Raw genomic sequence first — 23,211 nt, 5'->3', positions numbered from 1 at the left:
CGGATCTGAATCCACAGGCAAGATGCCCGATGCTCCGTTTTGAATTTTGCCTCATTTGAGCCGAAACGGTCTACTACTGAACTGGGGGAAGAAACCGGGTTTCTAGGCTTTGACAATCCGAACCCGGGCATATTTGAGGCCGTGGACGCCCGGAAGCGGCGCCACCCGTCCGAACTCCAATTTCGGTTCGACCCACCCTTCCCGCATCAAATAACGCAGGTATTGCTCGTATTCTTGCCACTCTGCATCGGTGGAATAAACCACCGTCAACATTCCGGGTTGGGTGATGCGATCGCCCCTTTCCCAATCCACTCCCTTATCAATCCGTTTTTTGACGATTTCATAACGGATATCCCGCGTTCCGCGCACGTCAAAGACTTTTTCGGTATTCTCATCGTGGAAAATATCTATGGTTGTGTGCTGCACCAAAACCACGTGGGCGAGTTCCAAATCAATCTGAGATTCGGCTTTCAAAGTCATCAGCTTCCGGCCGCAGTCGCACATTGCTCGCAACTGTTCGTAACGCAAACTTTTGAGGTGAAAGGGACTGAAGTCGGGGTGGATCGACTTGCCGGCATAAATCATGTGATCCATGCCGTCGCTGCACTCTACATCGCAATAGTGGGGGACGATCGCCTGCATTTTCTGCTGCCAAACTGCCCAATTTTCCTGGAGGGAATTGGTGATCGAATGCAGCGTTTCGTCGTAGCGCGATCGCGCCTTGTAAACGCAACCTTCCTCATTATCGCAGGCGGTTTTATAGGCATCCACCGCCGCCCGCGCTTCCTCGGAACAGCGACAAAAATAGTCGAAATAAACCTCCAATTGGGTTTGCAGGTACTCCGTTGCCCGCACTTCCACATCGACGGTGACACCCTGTTTGAGTTGGGCGATATATTCGAGCAAATCCTCCCGAAGTTGTCGCCCGAGGGCGGTTTCCTGACAGTTACACACCGCGTCAACCACAGCCAAACCCAACTGAAATTGCTCCAACAAATCCGCCTGGATCGCCCGATTTCGCTCGTCGGACGAGCCGCGAATGTCGGACATTCCGAACAGGGGAACCACGCCTTCAAACAGGATGATTTCCGGAGGCAAACCCCAACTGCGGCGTTCGGCTTCTTCCAGAAACCGCCACTCTACCGCCGGATGGATGCCGCGAAGGTTGGAAAATCGTTTTTGGTTGGTGTAGGAGACGGCGGCAATCAAAGCCGGGATCAAGTTTTCGGCCCGATCGCGGTCTTTTGAACCGAACCCGTCGGGGCGATCGCGACCTAGGACGACGACTCCGAGAAGCTGTTCACGACTCGACGGATTGACGGCCGACTGGACCTTTAACGGAATCAACAATAGCGATCGCAAGGACAGATCGAGAAGTTGTTTTTCCAACTCCGTCGATTGCACGTCGCTCAGATCCGAAACCCCCGTCACTTTATGCTCCAAAATGGCTTGATAGAGGGGAGAATCTTCCACCCCGTCCCGGGAATAAACCGTCGGCTGGCGGGGGGCCGTATCCAGGTGGGTGAAAACGTGTACTTCCTCCCCCCAGAGGCGAAGGAACAGACAGCGGGTGGCATCGAACAGCGATCGCATCTGCCGTTCCACCCCATCCCAACCCTTCGGTTGCAACATGGCATCGCGATCAATCAGCCGGCGGATCAGGCGGTTTTCCCGTTCCGACTCCGTAACCTCCATCCCTTCGAGAAGCAACACCCCGCCGAGGCGGTAATTTTCCAACCGCAGGTTTTGCGCCCGCTCTTCGATCATTTCGGGGGAAAAGGGGTTATTCTCGAGATCGGCAAATTCGTCCGCATCGGGATCGACGCGATCGACCCGCACGAAATCCGCATTCAGCCAAAATCGGATTAGTCGTCCCCGGTTCGGGCCGCGGGCGATCGCCGATCGGTGGCGGAGTTCCAGGTGGCGGAGGTCGATCTGGCGGTATTGCCACAAGATCCGCTCCAATAATTGTTGGCGATATAATTCCTCAAGCGTCACCGTCTCCCATTCGGGCAGTAAATCGAGCAATTTGACCGGGGCGGGGCGATCGCGGATATCGCAGCGATCGCAAAAGGCCCGATTTCCGTACCGCAGCACCCATGTCGCGGGATCGATCGCGGCCATCAGAAATCGACTTTCCCCAAATAAAGAAAGCAAACCGTCCGAGTCCACCTGTTTCATCCACAGCAGATCCGGACAAGACTCGGTGGCGGGGGTAGCTGCAATTTTCCCTGAAATGGATTTGGATCGGGGCATGGGGTGACTCGGGATAAAAGACGGGGGATGGCAGTTGGGGGTCGTTCCCCTCCTCATGGTATCTATGCTAACTCCCCCGACCAGTTCGCGATCGCCGCGAAGCCCGGTATGAATCTTGGTAGGATCAAGATCAAGAAAGTATGTAGTGATACATCACACCGTTCAGAGGAGAACAGAACATGGATCTGGTTGGACTCCAGAATGGGTTGGATAACGCATCATTTGCGGTCCTCCTGGTAACAATGTTGATTTATTGGGTGGGGGCGGCATTTCCCAACCTTCCCACCCTGCAGGTATTGGGAACCACGGGGATGGCCGTCGCCAACCTCTGCATGGCAGCCCTGTTGGGGGCGAGATGGATGGAGGCCGGGTATTTCCCCATCAGCAATCTCTACGAATCCCTATTTTTCCTGGCCTGGGGAATTACGACGATCCACCTGATCGCCGAAAACATGAGCGGCAGCCGCCTGGTGGGGGTGGTTACGGCCCCCGTCGCGATGGGGATCGCGGCCTTTGCGGCCCTGAAGTTGCCCGCCCCGATGCAGGTGTCCGAACCTCTGGTTCCCGCCCTCAAATCTAACTGGCTGATGATGCACGTCAGCGTCATGATGCTCAGTTACGCGACGCTGATGGTGGGTTCGCTGCTGGCGATCGCATTTTTGATCCTGACTCGCGGACAAAACGTGCACTTGAGCGGCAGTTCCCTCGGAACCCGCATTTCTCGCAACTCCCACTCCGCTTCGGCGCCGGCGGAGGCCGAGGAAATTTTGGCTTCCCCCTCCCCCGCTTTTTCGGAATTTCAAAGCACCAACAACGGCAGCGGCAACACCGCCGTCCTGGAATTGGTCGCCCCGTCGGAAAGCCGGGACGTCGCACCCGTCGCCCTCTCCCCCCAGCGGTTGAGTCTGGCGGAAACCATCGACAATATCAGCTACCGGATCATCGGTTTGGGCTTCCCCCTACTCACCATCGGCATTATCGCCGGGGCGGTTTGGGCCAACGAAGCCTGGGGCTCCTACTGGAGTTGGGACCCGAAAGAAACCTGGGCCCTGATCACCTGGCTGGTGTTCGCCGCCTACCTGCACGCCCGCATCACCCGGGGCTGGCAGGGCCGCAAACCCGCCATTTTGGCATCCGTGGGATTTTTTGTGGTTTGGATCTGCTACTTGGGCGTTAACCTGTTAGGAAAAGGTCTGCATTCCTACGGCTGGTTCTTCTGAGGGCCGGCGCGATATTTCGGATAGAAGGGGCGAGGGGTGCGACGAGAATTCGCTCTCACCCCGTTGTCCTTTCTTTCCCGTCCCGAGTTTTTCAAACCGTTCGGAGTTGGGGCGGGGGCAACCGAAAACGAAACTCGGGGAAGCCTGAAACTCGGACAAAGTGAGGAAATGGCCCCGAAACAATTGAGATCGAGGATTGCCAATGAATGTATTTCCCAATATCAACGATCGCACTCGAATTTTAGATGATGACGATGTGATTCACACCGGTGCGAGCGCGCTGATGTTTCAATGTACGTTTAAAGTCAGCGAATTTCTCACCATCATGCAGTCCAAGTTGGAGGAAGAGCACATTTTTGGTGAGGGGATCGAGTGCGAACTCCTGAGCCCGGGCCGGGACTGGCAGAAGGGCAAGTTTCGCCTGTGTCTGGAGTTTTTGGGAGAGGGTGCGATCGACGACGGCGGCGCCGTTCCGTCCCTTCCCTACAATCCGGGACAACCCCCGGAAACCCTGCCGCCTCCCCTGAGACGGCAAGCTGGACGGGTGGGTATGTGGAGTTAATACTGAATAATTGATAATTGATAATTGATAATTTTCGATGATCTCCCTCACTTGAATTCGGAAATGGGGGATGAATTCATAATTGTCAATTGTCAATTGTCAATTGTCAATTGCTCTCGGACTTGCGATCGCGGCGATCGATGAGTCAAAATGGCGGGTGAGATGTTAAGTTTCTTGAAGAACTCGTCGGCCCAATCCCAAAAGGTTTCACACGCTATGCAGGCATCCGTCGTTATGACTTCGCGCTTACCCGTCGTCCGCCAGCCCCTGAGACTCGTGGCGCTGGGGGACAGCCTGATCTACGGCTACGGCGACCCGGAGGGGGGTGGCTGGGTCGAACGGCTGCGAAAACAGTGGATGTCCCCCGACACCCCCGGCCACGTCCTCTACAATTTGGGGGTGCGGGGCAACCGGACGATGCAGGTGCGCGATCGCCTCGAACATGAATTTCAACACCGGGGAGAACTCAAAAACCGCCTCCCGGATGCCGTCATCCTCTCCGTCGGCGTCAACGACTCCGCCAAAGTGCAGTCCCCCCACGGCCGCAACTACACCAATTTTGAACGCTTCCAAACCCTATTAGAAGATCTCCTCGATCGCGCCGGAAGCCTCTGTCCGGTGCTGTTCGTGGGCATGGTCCCCGTGGACGAGGAAAAAATGCCCTTCAGCGGTTGCCTCTACTACGACCACTTCAACCAATACCGCTACAAAGAAGCCACCCGGACCGCCTGTTTGGAGCGAGAGATTCCCTATTTAGATATCTTTCAACTGTGGTTAAATCGGGGCGAGGACTGGTGGCGATCGCGCCTTTGTGCCGACGGCATCCACCCCAATGTTGCCGGTTATCAATCACTATTGGAAGATGTACTGAATTGGGATGCCATGAAGCAGTTGATCAACCATGAGAATTCTACTCGTCGAGGATGACGATCGCATCACCCGGGGCCTCTCCGAAGCCCTCGCCGACCAAAACTATGTCGTCGATATCGCCCACGACGGCGAAGCCGGGTGGGACTTCATCGAAGCCGCCCCCTACGACCTGATCCTCTTGGACGTGATGCTGCCCAAACTCGACGGCATCGCCCTGTGCCGGAAACTGCGACAAAACGGCCACCGCACCCCCGTCCTGATGCTCACCGCCCGGGACACCAGCCCGGACAAGGTGCTCGGTTTGGATGTCGGCGCCGACGATTACGTTGTCAAACCCTTCGACCTGCAAGAACTCATGGCCCGGGTGCGGGCGCTGCTGCGGCGGGGGGACACCGGAATGCCTCCCATTTTGGAATGGGGATCTTTGCAATTCGACCCCAACACCTGCGAAGTCACCTACGGGGAAAATTTCCTCCACCTCACCCCCAAGGAATATGGTTTACTGGAATTGTTTCTCCGCAGCAACCCCCGCGTCCTCAGCCGCGACGCCATCCTCGATCACCTGTGGTCCTTTGAAGATACCCCCGGCGAGGATACGGTGAAAACCCACCTGCGACGGTTGCGGCAGAAACTCAAAGCGGCGGGGGCACCCTCCAATTTTATCGAAACCGTCTATGGCCTGGGCTATCGGCTCCACCAAAACCCCTTCTAACCCGCAGTTTAGGGCGCTGCGGTGGCGGTTGCTGCTGTCTTATCTGGCCGTGATGGTGGCGATTTTGAGCCTGTTCACCGCCGCCGTCTACCGGTTTTTCGCCCTCAGTTTGTACCGCCAGTTGGACAACCGCCTGCTGACCCTAGCCGACGCCGCCACCCACAGCCTGGAAGCGATCGCCCGACAGTATCCCCGGGGACGGCAAACCGCCGACGTCGGCAATTTCTCCCGCCACACCCACCCCTTCACTTACGAAGCCCTACTGCCCCGCCTCGACAACGACGGCGATCTGGACCTGCCCTGGCAAAGCATCCGCCAACCGGATCAGGGGGTGGAGTGGTTCGACGAAAATCGGCAACTGCTGGCCAAGGCGGGGCGAATTTTCCCCAAGGCCCCCCTGCCGGAAGATGCCCCCGAGGGCGCCTGGGGCCACACCGTCGATGGGGGGAAAATTCGCACGCTGACGCTGCGGGTTTACGACAACAGCGAACCCCAGTCCCAATTGATCGGCTACGTTCGGATCGGGGAGTCCACGGCGGAGGTGCGGGAGATTTTGGGGCAGTTGCGGTGGGGGCTGGTGTTGGGGGGCGCGATCGCATCCGGTTTGACGGCGGCTGGGGGAATGTGGCTGACGCGGGAATCCCTCCAACCCATCGAACAAAGTTTCCGGCAACTGAAGCAATTCACCGCCGACGCCTCCCACGAATTGCGGAATCCCCTGGCGGGGATCAAAACCTGCGTGGAGGTGATGCAGAGTCACCCGGAACGCCTGCAACCGACGGATTTGGAAAAAGTGGGGGCGATCGCCAGTGCCACCGGCCAGATGACTCGGTTGGTGGATGACCTGCTGCTGCTGGCCCGCAGCGAGGGGGCGGTGCCCCAGACGGTGGCTTGGGTGGCGGTTCCCCTGGAGGAACTGTTGGAAGATTTGGCGGAGTTTTTGCAACTGCGGGCCGCGGACGAGGGGATCGCGATCGCGACGCAACTGAAACCGGGAATTTCCGTGCGGGGGGACGGCGCCCAACTGTGGCGGGTGTTCGCCAATTTGCTGGAAAATGCCATCAACTATACCGACGCCCCCGGAAATGTGACGATTTCCCTCGATCGCTCCGAACAGTGGATCGTCGTCCGGGTCGAGGATACCGGCATCGGCATCGCGCCGGAACACCTGCCCCGGGTTTTCGATCGCCTCTGGAGGGCCGATCGGGCGCGATCGCGTCGGGAAGGGGGTTCGGGACTCGGGCTGGCGATCGCCCAAACCATCGTCCGGCAGCACGGCGGGGAAATTGCCGTCACCAGCCAATTGGGCGTCGGAACCTGTTTCCACGTCCGCCTCCCCGCTTTGAATGGGGAGTCGGGAGTCGGGAGTCGGGAGTCGGGAACTGAAGGGGAGTGGGCAAATAGCCGGATCTGATATCAGTCCGCGATCGCTCCGTATTAATACTTAAAAAAATTTTTTTCGCTTCGATTCGGCGATCGTTCCGAGTTTGTCACTTTTTGTCTTTATTCTTCAAAACTGAGGCAAGGAAATAGAGGGCAGGCAACAGCTCTAGAAGGCAACAGGCAATAGGCAACAGGCAATAGAGATAGAGCCGGTCGCCGTCCGGGATGTCTTTCTGCAACTGCGATCGAAACTTGTCTATCTACACCATTCAATACAGCGATCGAAAACCCCATTTATAAGGAGTATCCTGTTATGAAACGTTTCGGCATCAACAAACCCACAGCCACTTTACTCTCCCTTTTAACCCTCGGCTTTTTCACCCTGTTGGGCGGTTGTTCCCAAAACCAACCCCCGACGGCGACGGTCGAATCCGAATCCCAAAACACCGAGACGGTATCCAACCAAGAATCCGCCACCCTCAAGAATCTCCAGGCGGCTTACAATGGCGAATCAAACGCCCACGCCCGCTACCTCGCCTTCTCCAAAAAAGCCGAGGAAGAAGGTTATTTACAGGTCGCGACGTTATTCCAGGCGGCCGCAGATGCCGAAGCCATTCACGCGGCAAACCACGCCGCAATTATCCGCAAAATGGGGGCGAAACCCGAGGCGACAATCGCAACTCCCGAGGTGAAATCCACCCTCGAAAATCTGGAAGAGGGAATTAGCGGGGAATCCTACGAACGGGATACGATGTACCCGGAATTTATCGAACAAGCCCGCAAAGATGGGAATCAGGATGCGGTGGTCACGTTCACTTATGCCGTAGAAGCCGAAACCGAACACGCCAAATATTACGCCCAGGCGAAAGACAATTTGGACGACTGGCGGGAAAATACCATGACATTCTACGTCTGCCCCGAATGCGGCTACACCACCAACGATCCCAATTTGGCAGTTTGTCCGGAATGCGGCACCGCGAACAACTTATTTTTGAGCGTTTCTTAAATCGAATTCGGATTCGACACCCGGGGAAATCGATCGCACCCTTTTTGACTCGCATTTCCCCGTTTTATGACCCCCTATAACTCCGGAAAAAATACGATGAATCGTCGCAATTTTATCACTTGGATGGGCGTGGGTGGTTTGGCGAGTTATTTGCCCGTCGCCTTGGTCGCCTGTTCTTCCACCGACAACGAAACGGCTTCGGAATTGGTCAGATCCGACGGATTTCAAGCGATCGGTACGGTTGAAAACTTCGACGAAAACGGCGTTTTACTGAACGCCAATATCCCGGCTGTGGTGATTAAAAATATCGGTCAAAATGATGGCTTTTCTGCCTTCAATCCGACTTGCACTCACCTGGATTGTACCGTCGAATGGCAGGGCGACAAAAAAGAGTTTTTCTGTCCCTGCCACGATTCCAGATTTGCCGCCGACGGCCAAGCCTTGGAGGGGCCGGCAGACCAACCCCTCGCCGTTTACGAAGTCAAACAGGAAGGGGATGTAATTTTGGTCAAAAAATCGTAGCACGGGCATCCTGCCTGTGAGCCAATCATCGAGAGGAACGAACATGAACTATGCAGTTAAATTCCGCAAAATTCATCGCAAAATTGCGCCAATTTTATTTATTCCACTGCTGCTTTCTGCCCTGACGGGCGTGATTTACCGATTGGGAAAAAGCTGGTTTGGAATGCCCGGAGAAGTCAGCAAAATTGTGATGAGCATCCACCAGGGAACCTACTTGGGGAAAGACCTGCGGCCGTTCTATATTTTACTCGTCGGTTTGGGCTTGCTCGGTTTGATTGTCACCGGAATTACCATGAGCAGGCTGGGGAAAAAATCGTCGCCCCCCACGGCTCAAAAAATGAGCGATCGCACCCTGCACCGGATCTTGGCTCCCATCGTCTGTTTGCCCCTATTTCTGAGTGCAATTAGTGGCATCGCTTATCGCATCGGGCGCACCTGGTTCGGGATGTCGTCGGATTTCGGAGAACTGATGATGGTCATCCACCAGGGAGAGTATTTGGGCGATTTCTTGAAACCAATTTACGTCCTGCTCGTCGGTGTCGGCCTGTTATTTATGTTGGCGACCGGAATTCGGATGACGGGCATTTTCCGCAAACATCGAACTCCACAGGTGTAACAATGAACGGATTGAGAATCAGAATTATGATTCCGAACAATTAGTATTTCATCGCGATCGGATTTTGTGAGATGGGGTTGCCGGCGGGGCGACCCCTATTTTTTGGGAGGTGATTTGAATTGGCAAATGTATCTCATTGACTTTAAAATTGCTGAGTCCGGTGCGTTCCCCCCCCGTTACTGACGGACTTCACGGCTTGGGAATTGCGGGGGAACACACCCTACAAAACTCTGGCTCCCCCCTTGTTAATGATCCAGCCGTTTCATTCTCGGTTAAAAATGGTCGGGGGCGACGATGAAAACGGTTGGGGGGAGCCAGGAACCCGTTTTTTTCCGGTTCAAAATACCTTTTGATTCCGAAAAATTTCCCTCTTCCCCCTCTGCTTCCTCTGCTTCCTCTGCTCCCTCTGCTATTTTTCGGGGGAGAATGAAACGGCCCTGCTTGTTAAGGGGGGCGGGGGGGGATCTGCGATTTTCGGTTAACGATAAATCTCCCGGTTCACCTCGTCAATTTTGGCGGTAAAATAGTCCTCCTTATATTTCAACTGTTCGGCGAGTTGCAGTCCGCTTTGAAAGGCTTGCAATGCCTGGGGATAGGCTTCCTGTTCCCGGTAGATTTCGCCGATGTTGTCGTAGGCGTTCATCATGCCATAGAAGTTGTAAGATTGCTGGTTGACGAGGACTTGGGCTTGGTAGAGTTCCAAGGCTGTTTGAATTTGGTTTTGGGCGCGGTACAGTTTCGCCAATTTCTCTAAAGCGAGACTGGCGTTGTCGAACTGTTGGATGGTCGTGGCGACTTGGTAGGCTTCTTGATAGGCTTGACCGGCTTGTTGGAATTTTCCCAGTTGTTCGTAGTGGGCCGCGATCGCCAATTTTTGCTCGGGGACGGGGATCAAATTCTGCTGGCTGATATAATATCCGATCAGCCGTTCTCTGGCCGCGATAGCCGGCAACAATTCCCCCATTTGTTCGTAAATAAATGCCAATTCCCGCAACGATTCAATTTGAGAGGGGGGGGCGGTTTCTGTTTCTCCCGGCGGCGGGGGCGGCGGGGGCGCCAGTTCCCCCGCATTTCGCAGGTTTTGAATTTGCAGTTGCAGTTCCAACAATTCTTCGTAGGCGACGGCGGCGTTGGGATAGTCCAGCCAGTTCAGATAAATTCGGGCAATTTCGCCGGCCCACCGTTCCCGCCGTAAAATCTCATCCCGTCCGTCCGCATTTTCCAGCAAAATCTGATAGGTTTCCACGGCTGGTTCTTTAGCCCGCACGGTTTGAAATGCCGTTCCCAGGGCTGCCAAAACGGTTTCGGATTGGCTTTGGGAGCGTTCTTGTTCTAAAATTTCTTGGAGTCGTTCAGTGATAAATTCTAGGTAGAGGCGCTGGCTATTATTCCAGGCGATCGCCCCCACCCGCTGCAGGGCCGTCATTTCTTCCAACACCCCGAAATAGCGACGCAGGCGCAGTTCCCGCGTCCACAGTTCAAAGGCCCCGATCGCATCCCCGGCGGCGAGGCGTTCGTTGGCTTCCACATTGAGGCGATCGAGTTCCGGTGCGAGGGTCTCTCGCTGTCCGGCGCCGAGGATGGTGCCCGGTGCGGGGGGGTTGGGCAACAGGGGGTCGGGTTCCCGATTCAGCAGGGGGTTGGGCGCGAAGGGATCGAGGACGCCGAGATCTTCCGGGGGGGCATCCCCGTCTTCCTGGGCGATGGCGATCGCGGAAAAACCCGAACCCACGACCGCCAGCAACAGGGCGATCGCCGTATTTTGAATCCGATTGAAAACCCGAACCATAGCTGTTTGATTGATGTCGAGACGGTCGATTTTTTCCATTTTTAGCACGTTCGCGATCGGGGAGGATCACGCAGCCCAACTTAATATCATATCACTTTTTTGGCAGTTTGGAATGGTCGCGAGCGGGCGACCGGGATTCATTTGAATAACGAAATCCCCCGGAATTTAAACCTATTATGCCGAAAAATTCCGCCTTAAATTTGAGTCAAAAAATTGACAAAAATCCGGGGTTCGCGAGAAAATGACCCCCAGGGTCGCCGTCGAAAGGGACAGGGAGCGGATTTCTGCGATCGCAAGTCGGGCGATCGCCCAATCCCGACAATGTGAAATCGAATTGTCGGTTCATTTGACCCACAACCAGGAGGAAATTTCATGTCAGATCGTCAAATTCAAGCGGACTTTTGGCTCAACGATTACATGACGCCGTGGGATATGTACGCCCACGGCATCACCCGCTATCTCACCTCCCAGAAGACCAATTATCAACAGATGGATATCGTCGAAACCGGCCTTTACGGTCGGGCGCTGGTTTTGGACGGAAAATGGCAGTCCTGCACGGGGGACGAATTTCTCTACCACGAACCCCTCGTCCATCCGCCCTTAATTTGCCACGGCAATCCCCGCAGCGTGCTGATCCTCGGTGGCGGGGAAGGGGCGACATTGCGGGAAGTTTTGCGCTGGAAAACCGTCGAAGAAGCCGTCATGGTCGATCTGGATGAAGCGGTGGTGGAAGCCTGCCGGAAACACCTGCCGGAGATGGCGGCCGGCGTCTTTGAAGATCCCCGAGTCACCGTCCACATCGACAACGCCATCAACTTCCTGGACACCACATCCCGACAGTGGGATATCATCATTTCCGACCTCTCCGAACCCGTCGAATACGGCCCTTCTTTTCCCCTGTTTACCCGCGAATATTTCCAAAAGATGGCGAAGCTTCTCCAACCCGACGGATGCCTCGTCGTCCAAGCCGGATCGACCTCCCCGGTGCGACTCGACTTTCACGCCAAGATCGCCAACACGATCGCCCAAATTTTTCCCAACATCCAATCTTACAGCAGCAGCGTTCCCAGCTTTGGAGAACCCTGGGGGTTCATATTAGCTTCCGCCGAACCCATCCCGTCCCGCCCCGACCCCAAGGAAGTCGATCGCTTGCTGGCCGAAAAGACGACCGGGGGATTTCGGATGTTGGACGGCAGCACCCTGCTGGGATTATTTCAGATTCCGATTTACCTGCGGGAGGCGATCGCGGCCGAAACCGGAATTTACACCCTCAGCGATCCCCCCAAAGAAGTCGGCCAGGGCATCCTCAAAGACTCCCCGACATCGAACCCCTGAGCCGGTTTTACCCAATCTTTACAATAGCTTCAAAGAAGTTTGTCAAAATCGAGTCCGACGGATGAGCCACAAAAATTGTGCCAAAATTATTGAAAGCCGCGGCGTTGCCACCGCAATTGGCGATCGCATCTCAACCCTTGGATTTGCATCGGGGAACCTCGGCCCCCTAGTATAGATCCAAATCTATCCTCTGACCCAAAGATTCTATCCGTCTCCTTATGAAAAGTGCATTTCTTGATCGCCTCCACAGCCCCGAGAGCCCCGTCATCGTCTTCGACGGCGCGATGGGCACCAACCTGCAAGTCCAGAACCTCACCGCCGAGGACTTCGGCGGCAAAGAATACGAGGGCTGCAACGAATACCTTGTCAAAACCAAACCCGAGGCCGTCGCCACCGTCCACCGGCAATTCCTCGAAGCCGGCGCCGACGTGATCGAAACCGACACCTTCGGTGGCACCGGCGTGGTTCTGGCCGAATATGATTTGGCGGACCAAGCCTACGACCTCAACAAAACCGCCGCCGAACTCGCCAAAAGCGTCGCCGCCGAATTCTCCACCCCCGAAAAACCCCGGTTCGTCGCCGGGTCGATGGGGCCCGGCACCAAACTTCCCACCCTCGGACACATCGACTTCGACACCCTCCAGCGGGCCTTCGCGGAACAGGCCGAAGGCCTCTATGACGGCGGTGTAGACCTATTTATCGTCGAAACCTGCCAGGACGTCCTGCAAATCAAAGCCGCCCTCAACGGCATCGAGGACGTCTTCAAAAAGAAAGGCGCGCGGCGCCCGATCATGGTGTCCGTCACCGTGGAAGCCTTCGGAACCATGCTGGTGGGCTCGGAAATCAGCGCCGCCCTCACCATCCTCGAACCCTACCCCATCGACATCCTCGGCCTCAACTGCGCCACGGGTCCGGACCTGATGAAAGAACACATCAGCTACCTGTCCGAACATTCCCCCTTCGTGGTGTCCTGCGTCCCCAACGCCGGACTGCCCGAAAACGTCGGCGGCCAGGCCCACTACAAACTCACGCCGCTGGAACTGAAAATGGCCCTGATGCACTTCATCGAAGACCTGGGGGTGCAAGTGATCGGCGGTTGCTGCGGCACCCGCCCCGACCACATCAAGGCGCTATCAGAAATCGCCGGGACTCTCAAACCCAAACAGCGCCAACCCCAAATCACCCCCTCGGCGGCGTCCATTTACAGTACCATGACCTACGAACAGGAAAACTCATTCCTGATCGTCGGGGAACGCCTCAACGCCAGCGGGTCGAAAAAATGCCGGGATCTGCTGAATGCGGAAGATTGGGACGGGTTGGTGGCCCTGGCGAAGGCTCAGGTCAAGGAAGGGGCACAAATTCTCGATGTCAACGTCGATTACGTCGGCCGGGACGGGGTGAAGGATATGCGCGAGTTGGTGTCCCGCCTGGTGACCAACGTGAATCTCCCCTTGATGCTGGACTCCACCGAATGGCAGAAAATGGAGGCCGGTTTGAAGGTGGCGGGGGGGAAATGTCTGCTCAACTCCACCAACTACGAAGACGGCGAACCGCGATTTTATCAGGTTTTGGAATTGGCAAAACGCTACGGCACCGGGGTGGTGGTGGGCACCATCGATGAAGACGGCATGGCCCGGACGGCGGACAAGAAATTTGAAATTGCCAAACGGGCTTATAATGATGCGATCGCCTATGGAATTCCGGCCACGGAGATCTTTTTCGACCCCCTCGCCCTCCCCATCTCCACCGGTATTGAGGAGGACCGGGAAAATGGCAAGGCCAGCGTCGAGGCCATCCGCCGCATCCGGGAGGAACTTCCGGGGTGTCACATTCTGCTGGGGGTGTCGAATATTTCTTTCGGCTTGAACCCGGCAGCGCGACAGGTGTTGAACTCGGTGTTTTTGCATGAATCGATGGCCGTGGGGTTGGATTCGGCGATCGTCAGCGCCAGCAAGATTTTGCCCCTGGCGAAAATTGACCCGGAACACCAGGAAGTCTGCCGCGATTTGATTTACGATCGCCGGCAGTTTGAAGGGGACGTCTGCGTTTACGACCCCCTGACGAAATTGACCACTTTATTTGAGGGGAAAACCACCAAGCGCGATCGCTCCGCCGACGCCAACCTCCCCGTCGAAGAACGCTTGAAGCGACATATTATCGACGGGGAACGCATCGGGTTGGAAGACGCCCTCGAAGAAGCCCTCAAACAGCATCCGCCCCTGGATATCATCAACGTTTTCCTCCTCGACGGCATGAAAGTGGTGGGGGAACTGTTCGGTTCCGGCCAGATGCAGCTTCCGTTCGTGTTGCAGTCCGCCCAAACCATGAAGGCGGCGGTGGCTTACTTGGAACCCCACATGGAAAAATCCGAGTCGGGGAATAACGCCAAGGGCACGTTTGTCATCGCCACGGTGAAGGGCGACGTGCATGATATCGGCAAAAACTTGGTGGATATCATCCTTTCCAATAACGGTTACAAGGTGGTCAATTTGGGCATCAAACAGCCCGTCGATAGCATCATCAACGCCTACCGGGAACACCAGGCCGACTGCATCGCCATGAGCGGTTTGCTGGTGAAGTCCACGGCGTTCATGAAGGATAATTTGGAGACGTTCAACCAGGAGGGAATTACCGTTCCCGTCATCCTCGGCGGCGCGGCACTGACCTCCAAATTCGTCTATGAGGACTGTCAGAACGCCTACAAAGGCCGGGTGATTTACGGCAAAGATGCCTTTTCCGACCTCACCTTCATGGATAAGTTGATGCCGGCCAAAACGGCGGGCAAGTGGGACGATTTGAAGGGCTTTTTGGACGAGTTTGCCGAAGGGGAACCCGACACCGGCAACGGCCACCGGGAACGGAAGGCGAAGAAGGAAAAAGCCCAACCCGCCGAACCGAAAGAAGTGGACACCCGGCGATCGGAGGCTGTGGATGTGGATATCGATCGCCCCACTCCACCTTTCTGGGGAACGAAGGTTCTCGAACCCGCCGACATTCCTCTGGATGAGGTGTTCTGGTATTTGGATTTGCAGGCTTTGATCGCCGGACAGTGGCAGTTCCGCAAGCCGCAGGGACAGCCTCGGGAAGAGTACGACGCCTTTTTGGAAGAGAAAGTTTATCCGATTTTGGCGGAGTGGAAAGGGCGGATTCTCGCCGAGAATTTGCTCCATCCTCGGGCGGTCTACGGCTATTTCCCCTGTCAGGCGGAGGGGAATACGCTGTTGATTTACGACCCGGAAAAAGTGCAGGCCGGAGAACATCCCACCGAACCCATCGAAACCTTTGAATTTCCCCGCCAGCGATCGGGACGGCGGCTGTGTATCGCCGACTTTTTCGCCCCCAAAGATAGCGGCAAATTCGACGTGTTCCCCATGCACGCGGTGACGGTGGGACAGGTCGCCACGGACTACGCCCAGAAGCTGTTCGCGGCGGACGACTACACCAACTATCTCTATTTCCACGGCATGGCGGTGCAGACAGCCGAGGCGATGGCGGAATGGCTGCACGCTCGCATCCGCCGGGAGTTGGGTTTCGGTGCCGAGGATGCCGACAACATCCGGGATATCTTGAGGCAGCGCTATCAGGGATCTCGGTATAGTTTCGGCTATCCGGCTTGTCCGAATATGCAGGATCAGTACAAGCAATTGGACCTGTTGAAGAGCGATCGCATCGAGTTGTACATGGATGAGAGCGAACAGCTTTATCCGGAACAGTCAACGACCGCGATCGTCACTTATCATCCCGTTGCTAAATACTTTAGCGCCTAACCGACAATCAATCCGATCTCCGTGAGGGGATCGGATTGTTTTTGTCCTGTTTTGAAGGTTTTTAAAGGTGCGATCGCGCAGACGATCCGGTGCTTCATCGCCCCTCCAATGAGTAAGGCAACTAAAACAGATGTATCGATTAAAATTGACTGACTCATGCTTCCCCCAATCCCTCCAGGTAGTCCTTGTTAACCGACAAGTCGGACGGTAAACCTTCTAAAGAGCCGATCAAGTCAGCGGTTGCAGCCAAAAATGAGTCTTCAGGTGGGTTCGCTTCTGGTTCTTCGTAGAGCGGCGATTCATCAATCACCAAAACAACCTTAAAGCGCCCCACGGGTACATTTTCACAATTCGCAAGCTGTACTTCTCCACTGGGACTAATGGTCGCGATCGTTTCAATCGTTTTCATGTTTGTCACTCCGGCTTTGATAATGACGACTGGGGTTCAAATCATCCGAATTCCTGCAACGACACTTTGGACAGACTCCCGACGCTCACCTGCGGTAGAGTGCGGGCCTTCTGTTCGTATTCTAGTTAAGATGTTCCGAAATTCCTCCCATCCGTTATAAATTGAGGATGACCATTCAGAAAATTAACCCGTGACCGTGCTCCAGTCTATTTTACAAATCTTTACGATCGCCCTCCTGTTCGCCTTGACGCTATTTGTGAATCCCAGTTGGGCCGACAATCTCCAACTCAGTCTCGCCGACGCCTACCAAATCATCAAAAGCCGGGAATTCGTCGATCTCACCCACAGCTTTGAACCGGGAATTCCCCACTGGAAAGGCTTTCCCGACCAAAAAGTTGAAACCGCCTACTGGTACGAACCGGGCATCGGAACCCGGGGTTCCGGCTTTTTCGCCCAATATTATTCCCTCATCGGCCAGTGGGGGACCCACGCCGACCCCCCGGCCCACTTTGTCCGGGGTTTGCGGACCCTCGACGAAATTTCCCCCAAAGAAATGATCCTGCCGTTGGTCGTCATCGACGTCCACGAAAAAGCCGCCCGCGACCCCGACTACACCATCCAAATGGCCGACGTGGAAGCCTGGGAAGCCGAACACGGCCCCATCCCGGCCGGCGCCTTCGTGGCGATGCGGACCGACTGGTCGAAACGCTGGCCCGACCCCGAGGCGATGGCGAATCGGGACGCGGCCGGAGTCGCCCACTATCCAGGTTGGAGTTTGGAGGTTTTACAGTATCTCTACGAAGACCGCCAAATCACCGCTTCCGGCCACGAACCCACCGACACCGACCCCGGCGTCGCCACCAGTCGGGACGACTACAGTTGCGAAGTCTACGTTTTGGGCCAAAACCACTACCAAATCGAATTGCTTGCCAACTTAGATCGAGTCCCGGAAGCCGGCGCCCTGGCCGTGGCGACATTTCCCAAACCCAAAGGCGGCTCCGGCTTCCCCGCCCGAGTTTTCGCCATTCTGCCGTGAGGGGAGCCATCAATCAACAATTGTTAATTGTTAATTGTTAATTGTTAATTGTTAATAACCCCAACGCGACTCCGGCTTCCCCGCCCGAGTTTTCGCCATTCTACCGTGAGGGGAGCCATCAATCAACCATTATTAATGGTTAATTATTAATGGTTAATTATTAATGGTTAATTATTCCTTCACCCGCACATCGATGACGCTGGTGTTGAAGTTGTAGGCTTTGCCCTCGAGTTCCACCGTGCCGCCGATCTTAATTTTGGAATTGCCCAAAACCGGGCCGTCGTCGGTGATCTGTCCCCTTCCTTCCAGGGTCAGCAGGACATTGTTACTGAAAGTCGTGTCAGCCGTCGGGTCGGGGAGTGCCTTTACACTGCCGTCCGGTTGGGTGACGGGAACCGTGCGGGGGAGAAATTCGACCGCCTTGATATCCACCTGGCCGTAGGGTTGATTGCGGATGATCAGGTTGGTTTTGTCTCCGACTTTAAATAAACTCTCCGGGTTACGTCCCCTCAACCCCAAGGCGATGACATCCACTTCCACGGGTTTGGTCGTGACTCCGACTTGGGCGACCGAACCGGACGTTCCGGGGAAAAAGAAAATCCCCACGATCGCCAGGGCGATCACCGCCGCGGCACCGAGATCGAGCAAACTCACTTTACCAAACAGGCGACCTTTAGAATCCAAAATAACCATAGAACGCGATCGAGCAGTTTTTCACTGATTGATAATGGTACAATCCCAGACCTCAAATCCGCCGGTTGAGGGGAATTTCGGAGGGATTTTGAATGGGGGCGGATATTGTCGAGCATACCATCCGGCCGATTCGATCGGGAATGGGCGATCGCCCATTTGTGGGGAGATCGCAGCTTGGGTTCAAAATAGGAATAGGGTTTTTCTTTTTGTCGGCGAGGTTGCGGACGGGTCGGCCGCTGCGATCCCTGCACCCGGCATTGCGGCGGGAAAGCCGAGACCCGCTCCCGGGCCGGAAACGGTGGGGGTCGGATGAATCCTCAGCGGAGCCAATCCGGGTGCGATCGCAGTTGTATCGCTCCTGTCTGGCGGAGAGTCGGAGTTCGCGAGAAAATTGAAGCGGACATCTGCTCACATTGCCAATTATCCTGGAGGTAGTAATGGGTCAAACCCCCCAGGTATGAAAGCCACTTTTATGTTAAAGCCGCGACCTCACCCCCAGCGCCGACTTCTCCAACCCGAACCCACCAGTTGCCCCTCCCATGTTTATTTCCTCCATCGGTCAAGCCATCAACCGCAACCCTCTGACGACGACACCGGACACCCCCGTGGAAGATGTCATCCTGCTGATGAGCAGCACCCGCTCGAGCTACGCGCTGATCGTCGAGAAGCGGGAAGCCGCCACAGGTGAGGGGGAAACAACGCTTCAGGACCCCCCGAAGGTGTTGGCGGGCATTTTTACAGCCCACGACATCATCCAACTCTGCTCGATCAACGATCGCCTTTCGGGATTCCCCATTTCCCGGATCATGATCCGCTCCGTGGTAGTCGCCAAAGAATCGGAACTCACCGACATTTTCGCGCTGTTCGCCTGTTTTGAACGCCACCAGATCCGCCACCTGCCCGTCATCAACGACGAAGGCGAACTCGTCGGGATCGTCCGCCCCCAATATTTTTTACCCGGCCATCCCAACCCGTCCCGGACGACACCGATGCCCGAGCGCCTCAACTCCCGCAACGGGGCTCTCGCCGCGGGCGGCCCAACCCTGATTCCCGAGCGCCTGATTCAACTCAACCCGATCGCCCCCCTGCCCGCCTCCCGGATGATCCACGCTCCCTCGCGGTCGTCCATCTACCACCTGACGCAGTTAATGTGCAAATACCGGGCCTCCTGCGTGGTGCTAACGGAAACCCTGTCGCCCCCGTGCAAAACCGCCGACAAACCGGCGAGTCGGCTGGTGGGGACGATCACGAGCCAGGATATCATCCAACTCCTCGCCCTCGGCCTCGACTTCGAGAAAACCGCCGCCGAGTCCGTCCGGAACGCGCCCCCCGTCCTGGTGCGATCGCGGGCCACCCTGGGGGTGGCGGTGCAGTTGATGAACCGGTACTACAACCAACTGCCCCTGATCGTCCTGGACGAAGCCGCACCCCGCGATCGCCCCCACCCCATGCGCGTCCTCACCCCCGACACGATCCTGCTCCTGGCGTTGCGGCCCCAATCCATGCACGCCACCCTGCTGAGTTGCCAAGATCGGGGCGACGCGGCCGCCGCCCCCGCCGGGACGCCGACAGCCGCCCCCGAACCCCCCACCCCGGAAACCGACGAACTCCGGGAGCGCACCGAGGCGATGGCCCGACTCTACGAGGCCACCATCGGATCGGACGCCGACTTTGAAACCCGCGTCGCCCGACTGCTATTGATGGGGTGCGATCGCTTCAACTTGGAAATCGGCCTGGTCGGGCGCGTCTGGGCCGGACGCTACGAAGTCATCGCCGCCCGCGTCCCCGACGACTTCGCCTTCGGCTTCGCCCCGGGCGACACCCTCGCCCTCGACCAGACCTTCGAGGGGGAAGCCGCCCGCTCCCCGGAAGTGGTGGACATTCCCTCGGTCGCAGACTCCCGCTGGAAAAACCACCCCGCCCGCACCGTCCGCCACTTTGAAGCCTACCTCGGCGCCCAAATCGCCGTCGGGGGGCGGGACTACGGCACCGTCAGCTTCCAGAGCCACCGGCCGCGATCGCCCTTCCGCCCCGTCGAGCGGGAAATCGTCAAACTCATGGCCACCTACATCGGCGGCGAAATCGCCCGGGAACAGGCCCGGGAAGCCCTGGAACGGCAAAATCAACACCTGCTGCTGCTCAAACAGATCACCCACAGAGTCCGCTCCAAACTCGAAACCCAGGAAGTCTTCCAGACCACCGCCACCCAAATCGGCCGGGTGTTCGGCGTCAACCGCTGCTCCATCTACACCTACATCCCCGAACCCTACCCCCACCTCGCCTGCGTCGCCGAATACCTGGAGGCGGGCTACGAATCCACCCTGAAACTGGAAATCTCCGTCGCCTACAACCCCTACATCGAAGCCCTTTTAGCCGAAGATCGTGCGATCGCTTCCACCGACGTCTTCTCCGAACCCCTGCTCGAATCCTCCGTCCCCCTGTGCCGCAACATGGGACTCAAATCCATGCTGGCCGTCCGCACCTCCTACCAGGACGAACCCAACGGCATCATCATGCTCCACCAGTGCAAGCAGATGCGGGAATGGAACCGAGAAGAAATCGAATTCCTCGAAGACGTCGCCTCCCAAGTCGGCATCACCATCGCCCAGGCCAAACTCCTGGAGGCGGAAGTCAAAAGCCACCGCGCCCTCGAAGCCAAAAACCAGGCCTTGGAGGAGGCCAAACTCGCGGCCGAAATCGCCAGCCGCGCCAAGAGCGAATTTCTCGCCACCATGAGCCACGAAATCCGCACCCCCATGAACGCCGTCATCGGCATGACCGGCCTGCTGCTGGACATGGAGCTGAGCCCGGAACAGCGGGATTTCGTGGAAACCATCCGCACCAGCGGCGACGCCCTGCTGACCATCATCAACGATATTTTGGATTTCTCCAAGATCGAATCGGGCAAGCTGGAACTCGAACGCCACCCCTTCAAGCTGCGGACCTGCGTCGAAGAGTCCCTGGAACTCCTCTCCACCCGCGCCGCCGAAAAGAACCTGGAACTGGCCTACATCATCGACCCCGACACCCCGGAAACCGTCCTCGGAGACGTGACCCGCCTGCGGCAGGTGATCGTCAACCTCGCCAACAACGCCATCAAGTTCACCGCCGATGGAGAAGTGGTGGTCGCCGTCAAGGCCACCCCCATCCCCGGAGACGGGGGGACGGCCGACGCCGAAACCCCCACGGGAGAGGAAACCCACCCGACCGCCAGCCGACGCTACATCCTGCAATTTGAAGTCAGGGACACCGGCATCGGCATCCCCCCCGATCGCATGGACCGCCTGTTCAAAGCCTTTTCCCAGGTGGACGCCTCCACCACCCGCCAGTACGGCGGCACGGGCCTGGGGCTGGCCATCTCCCAGCGGTTGAGCGAACTGATGGGGGGACAAATGTGGGTGGTCAGTTGGGTGAATTTGCTCGACAAAACCCACGACATCGACGACGAGGACTCCCACTCCATCGTCTCGAGCATCTCGGGCTACCCCCCCAAAGACTTCGTGCGGCCGGCCTTCGGGCGCACCGGCTCGACCTTTTACTTCACCATCCAAACCGCCGCCGTCGTCACCCCCGAGTTGGACGAGTTCGGCGACGATTTCCTCAGCGGAAAGCGGGTCCTCATCGTCGAGCATCACGAAATCAACCAGACGGTCCTCGCCCGCCAGGTGAAATCCTGGGGGATGGTCCCCACCTGCGTCAAAACGGCCGGCGACGCCCTGAATATACTCCAGGGCAATCCGGAACTGGATTTGATCCTAGTGGGCATCAATTTGCCCGACATGGAGGAGAGCGAACTCGCCTATCGGATTCGCAAGTTGGAGCGGGAGATGCTCAAAACGGAGCGCCGCCAGAAACCTTTCAATGTGGTGATGTTTAACTACGCCAGCAATACGGAGGTGGTGCGACGGTTGGAGCGCAAGCGCGTCGAGGTGGCGGGATTCGTGAACAAGCCCCTGAAGCAGTCCCAGTTTTACAATACCCTGATGCAGATTTTCGCCGACAACGACATCATCAACGAGCGCTACAAGATGAAAATGGCGGACGGCGCCTGGGTGAAGGACGGCCCGCCGTCGAGTTTGCGGATTTTGTTGGCTGAGGATAATGTCACCAACCAAAAGGTGGCGCTCAAGGTGTTGCAGCGCTTGGGATACCGGGCGGACGTGGCCGGCAACGGGTTGGAGGTGTTGGATGCCCTGAACCGACAGAATTATGATGTGGTGTTGATGGACGTGCAGATGCCGGAGATGGACGGGTTGGAAACCTCCCGACACATCTGCGCGGCCTTCGGCGACGGGACGGACGTCCGCCCCCGCAAGCCCTGGATCATCGCCATGACGGCGAACGCGATGCAGGGCGATCGCGAAATGTGCTTGAATGCCGGGATGGACGACTACCTCACCAAACCCATCCACCGGGAGGCCCTCGCCCAAGCTCTGGCGAGGTGTCAGCCCCTGTGCGAGGCGGTTTCTGAGGGTGCGGCACCAGTCGAAAATGGATTCTGTCCGGCGTCGGCGACGGTGGCTTCCCGGACGGAAGCCGTGGGGGGTGAAAATGGACGGGGGGTGGCCGTCGTCGTCGGCGAGACGAACGGACATCAAGTTTTGGATACTGATACCGACGAGGAGGAATTGATGAGCGGCAGCCCTTTGGATTACCAAGTTTTGGGCAATTTGAGGGAATATGACGATGAGGACGATCCGTTTGTGGATTTGTTGATCGCCACTTATTTGCAGGAGGCACCCCAGCATATTGATGGCATCCGAAATGCGATCGCCGCCCGGGATGCCAAGGGGTTGAAGGAGTCGGCCCACACCCTCAAGTCCAGCAGCGCCCAGTTGGGGGCGCTCCGGTTTTCGGAACTGTGCAAGGAACTCGAATATATGGGCCGCGCCGGCATGGAAAATGAGGATGAAATCGCAGCCTGTTTTGTCGCCGGAACGGCCGCGGAGCGGTTCGCCGCGGCGGAGGCGGAATGGGCGCGGGTGGAAGAGTCTCTCAAGGCGGAGATTAATGAGATCAAATCCGGATAATTCAC

General features: G+C 56.9%; 17 protein-coding genes. 12 read left to right on the top strand and 5 right to left on the bottom strand.

Annotation, left to right across the window (positions count from 1 at the left end):
* Window positions 1-102: 102 nt before the first annotated feature.
* Window positions 103-2,256 carry a GAF domain-containing protein gene (locus AC0QHF_RS17035; protein ID WP_324705427.1) on the bottom strand — a complete coding sequence of 718 codons (2,154 nt, stop codon included), beginning with the start codon at window positions 2,254-2,256 and terminating at the stop codon, window positions 103-105.
* 179 nt (window positions 2,257-2,435) lie between these two features.
* Here AC0QHF_RS17035 and ccsB point away from each other — a divergent pair, with 179 nt between their 5' ends.
* The 8 genes from ccsB (at window position 2,436) to AC0QHF_RS16995 (ending at window position 9,147) form a co-directional block, all read left to right on the top strand.
* Window positions 2,436-3,476, top strand: coding sequence for a c-type cytochrome biogenesis protein CcsB (gene ccsB / locus AC0QHF_RS17030; RefSeq protein WP_324705426.1), 1,041 nt, complete (start codon window positions 2,436-2,438; stop codon window positions 3,474-3,476).
* Window positions 3,477-3,678: 202 nt separating this feature from the next.
* Window positions 3,679-4,038 (top strand): KGK domain-containing protein, encoded by a 360-nt coding sequence (locus tag AC0QHF_RS17025; RefSeq protein WP_324705425.1) that lies wholly within the window; start codon window positions 3,679-3,681, stop codon window positions 4,036-4,038.
* 234 nt (window positions 4,039-4,272) lie between these two features.
* Window positions 4,273-4,965: a GDSL-type esterase/lipase family protein gene (locus tag AC0QHF_RS17020; protein ID WP_324705424.1), complete on the top strand. Its 693-nt coding sequence runs from the start codon at window positions 4,273-4,275 to the stop codon at window positions 4,963-4,965.
* On the top strand, window positions 4,940-5,620 hold the full coding sequence (locus tag AC0QHF_RS17015; RefSeq protein ID WP_324705423.1) for a response regulator transcription factor: 681 nt from the start codon (window positions 4,940-4,942) through the stop codon (window positions 5,618-5,620). Before AC0QHF_RS17020 ends, AC0QHF_RS17015 begins: the two co-directional genes overlap by 26 nt.
* Window positions 5,583-7,034, top strand: coding sequence for a sensor histidine kinase (locus tag AC0QHF_RS17010; protein WP_324705422.1), 1,452 nt, complete (start codon window positions 5,583-5,585; stop codon window positions 7,032-7,034). The genes AC0QHF_RS17015 and AC0QHF_RS17010 overlap by 38 nt, the downstream gene beginning before the upstream one ends.
* Window positions 7,035-7,316: 282 nt before the next feature.
* On the top strand, window positions 7,317-8,009 hold the full coding sequence (locus AC0QHF_RS17005) for a rubrerythrin family protein (protein WP_324705421.1): 693 nt from the start codon (window positions 7,317-7,319) through the stop codon (window positions 8,007-8,009).
* Window positions 8,010-8,105: 96 nt separating this feature from the next.
* Window positions 8,106-8,531, top strand: coding sequence for a QcrA and Rieske domain-containing protein (locus AC0QHF_RS17000; RefSeq protein ID WP_324705420.1), 426 nt, complete (start codon window positions 8,106-8,108; stop codon window positions 8,529-8,531).
* A gap of 43 nt (window positions 8,532-8,574) precedes the next feature.
* A complete protein-coding gene (locus tag AC0QHF_RS16995; RefSeq protein ID WP_324705419.1) occupies window positions 8,575-9,147 on the top strand; it encodes a PepSY domain-containing protein in 573 nt (190 codons plus the stop codon).
* A 478-nt stretch (window positions 9,148-9,625) separates the two neighbouring features.
* On the opposite strand, the gene AC0QHF_RS16990 is transcribed toward AC0QHF_RS16995, so the two are convergent.
* Window positions 9,626-10,975: a hypothetical protein gene (locus AC0QHF_RS16990; RefSeq protein WP_324705418.1), complete on the bottom strand. Its 1,350-nt coding sequence runs from the start codon at window positions 10,973-10,975 to the stop codon at window positions 9,626-9,628.
* Between the two features lie 333 nt (window positions 10,976-11,308).
* On the opposite strand from AC0QHF_RS16990, the gene AC0QHF_RS16985 reads away from it, so the two are divergent.
* Together AC0QHF_RS16985 and metH are read left to right on the top strand one after the other, a co-directional pair.
* Window positions 11,309-12,271 (top strand): spermine/spermidine synthase domain-containing protein, encoded by a 963-nt coding sequence (locus AC0QHF_RS16985; RefSeq protein ID WP_324705417.1) that lies wholly within the window; start codon window positions 11,309-11,311, stop codon window positions 12,269-12,271.
* Window positions 12,272-12,489: 218 nt separating this feature from the next.
* A complete protein-coding gene (gene metH / locus AC0QHF_RS16980) occupies window positions 12,490-16,038 on the top strand; it encodes a methionine synthase (protein WP_324705416.1) in 3,549 nt (1,182 codons plus the stop codon).
* Here metH and AC0QHF_RS16975 read toward each other — a convergent pair.
* Complete coding sequence (locus tag AC0QHF_RS16975; RefSeq protein ID WP_324705415.1) at window positions 16,035-16,196, bottom strand: hypothetical protein; 162 nt, start codon at window positions 16,194-16,196, stop codon at window positions 16,035-16,037. The genes metH and AC0QHF_RS16975 overlap by 4 nt on opposite strands.
* On the bottom strand, window positions 16,193-16,447 hold the full coding sequence (locus tag AC0QHF_RS16970; protein WP_324705414.1) for a hypothetical protein: 255 nt from the start codon (window positions 16,445-16,447) through the stop codon (window positions 16,193-16,195). Before AC0QHF_RS16970 ends, AC0QHF_RS16975 begins: the two co-directional genes overlap by 4 nt.
* A 190-nt stretch (window positions 16,448-16,637) precedes the next feature.
* On the opposite strand from AC0QHF_RS16970, the gene AC0QHF_RS16965 reads away from it, so the two are divergent.
* The gene (locus tag AC0QHF_RS16965; RefSeq protein WP_324705413.1) at window positions 16,638-17,483 is read left to right on the top strand and encodes a cyclase family protein; all 846 of its coding nucleotides are present in this window, start codon (window positions 16,638-16,640) and stop codon (window positions 17,481-17,483) included.
* A 171-nt stretch (window positions 17,484-17,654) separates the two neighbouring features.
* On the opposite strand, the gene AC0QHF_RS16960 is transcribed toward AC0QHF_RS16965, so the two are convergent.
* Window positions 17,655-18,176: a DUF4330 domain-containing protein gene (locus AC0QHF_RS16960; protein ID WP_324705412.1), complete on the bottom strand. Its 522-nt coding sequence runs from the start codon at window positions 18,174-18,176 to the stop codon at window positions 17,655-17,657.
* A 539-nt stretch (window positions 18,177-18,715) separates the two neighbouring features.
* Here AC0QHF_RS16960 and AC0QHF_RS16955 point away from each other — a divergent pair.
* Window positions 18,716-23,206 (top strand): response regulator, encoded by a 4,491-nt coding sequence (locus tag AC0QHF_RS16955; RefSeq protein ID WP_324705411.1) that lies wholly within the window; start codon window positions 18,716-18,718, stop codon window positions 23,204-23,206.
* Window positions 23,207-23,211: the final 5 nt, after the last annotated feature.

The organism is Lyngbya sp. CCY1209 (assembly GCF_055795065.1).
Note: the sequence above shows the minus strand (reverse complement) of the source record. Positions and strands in the feature narration are given on the sequence as shown.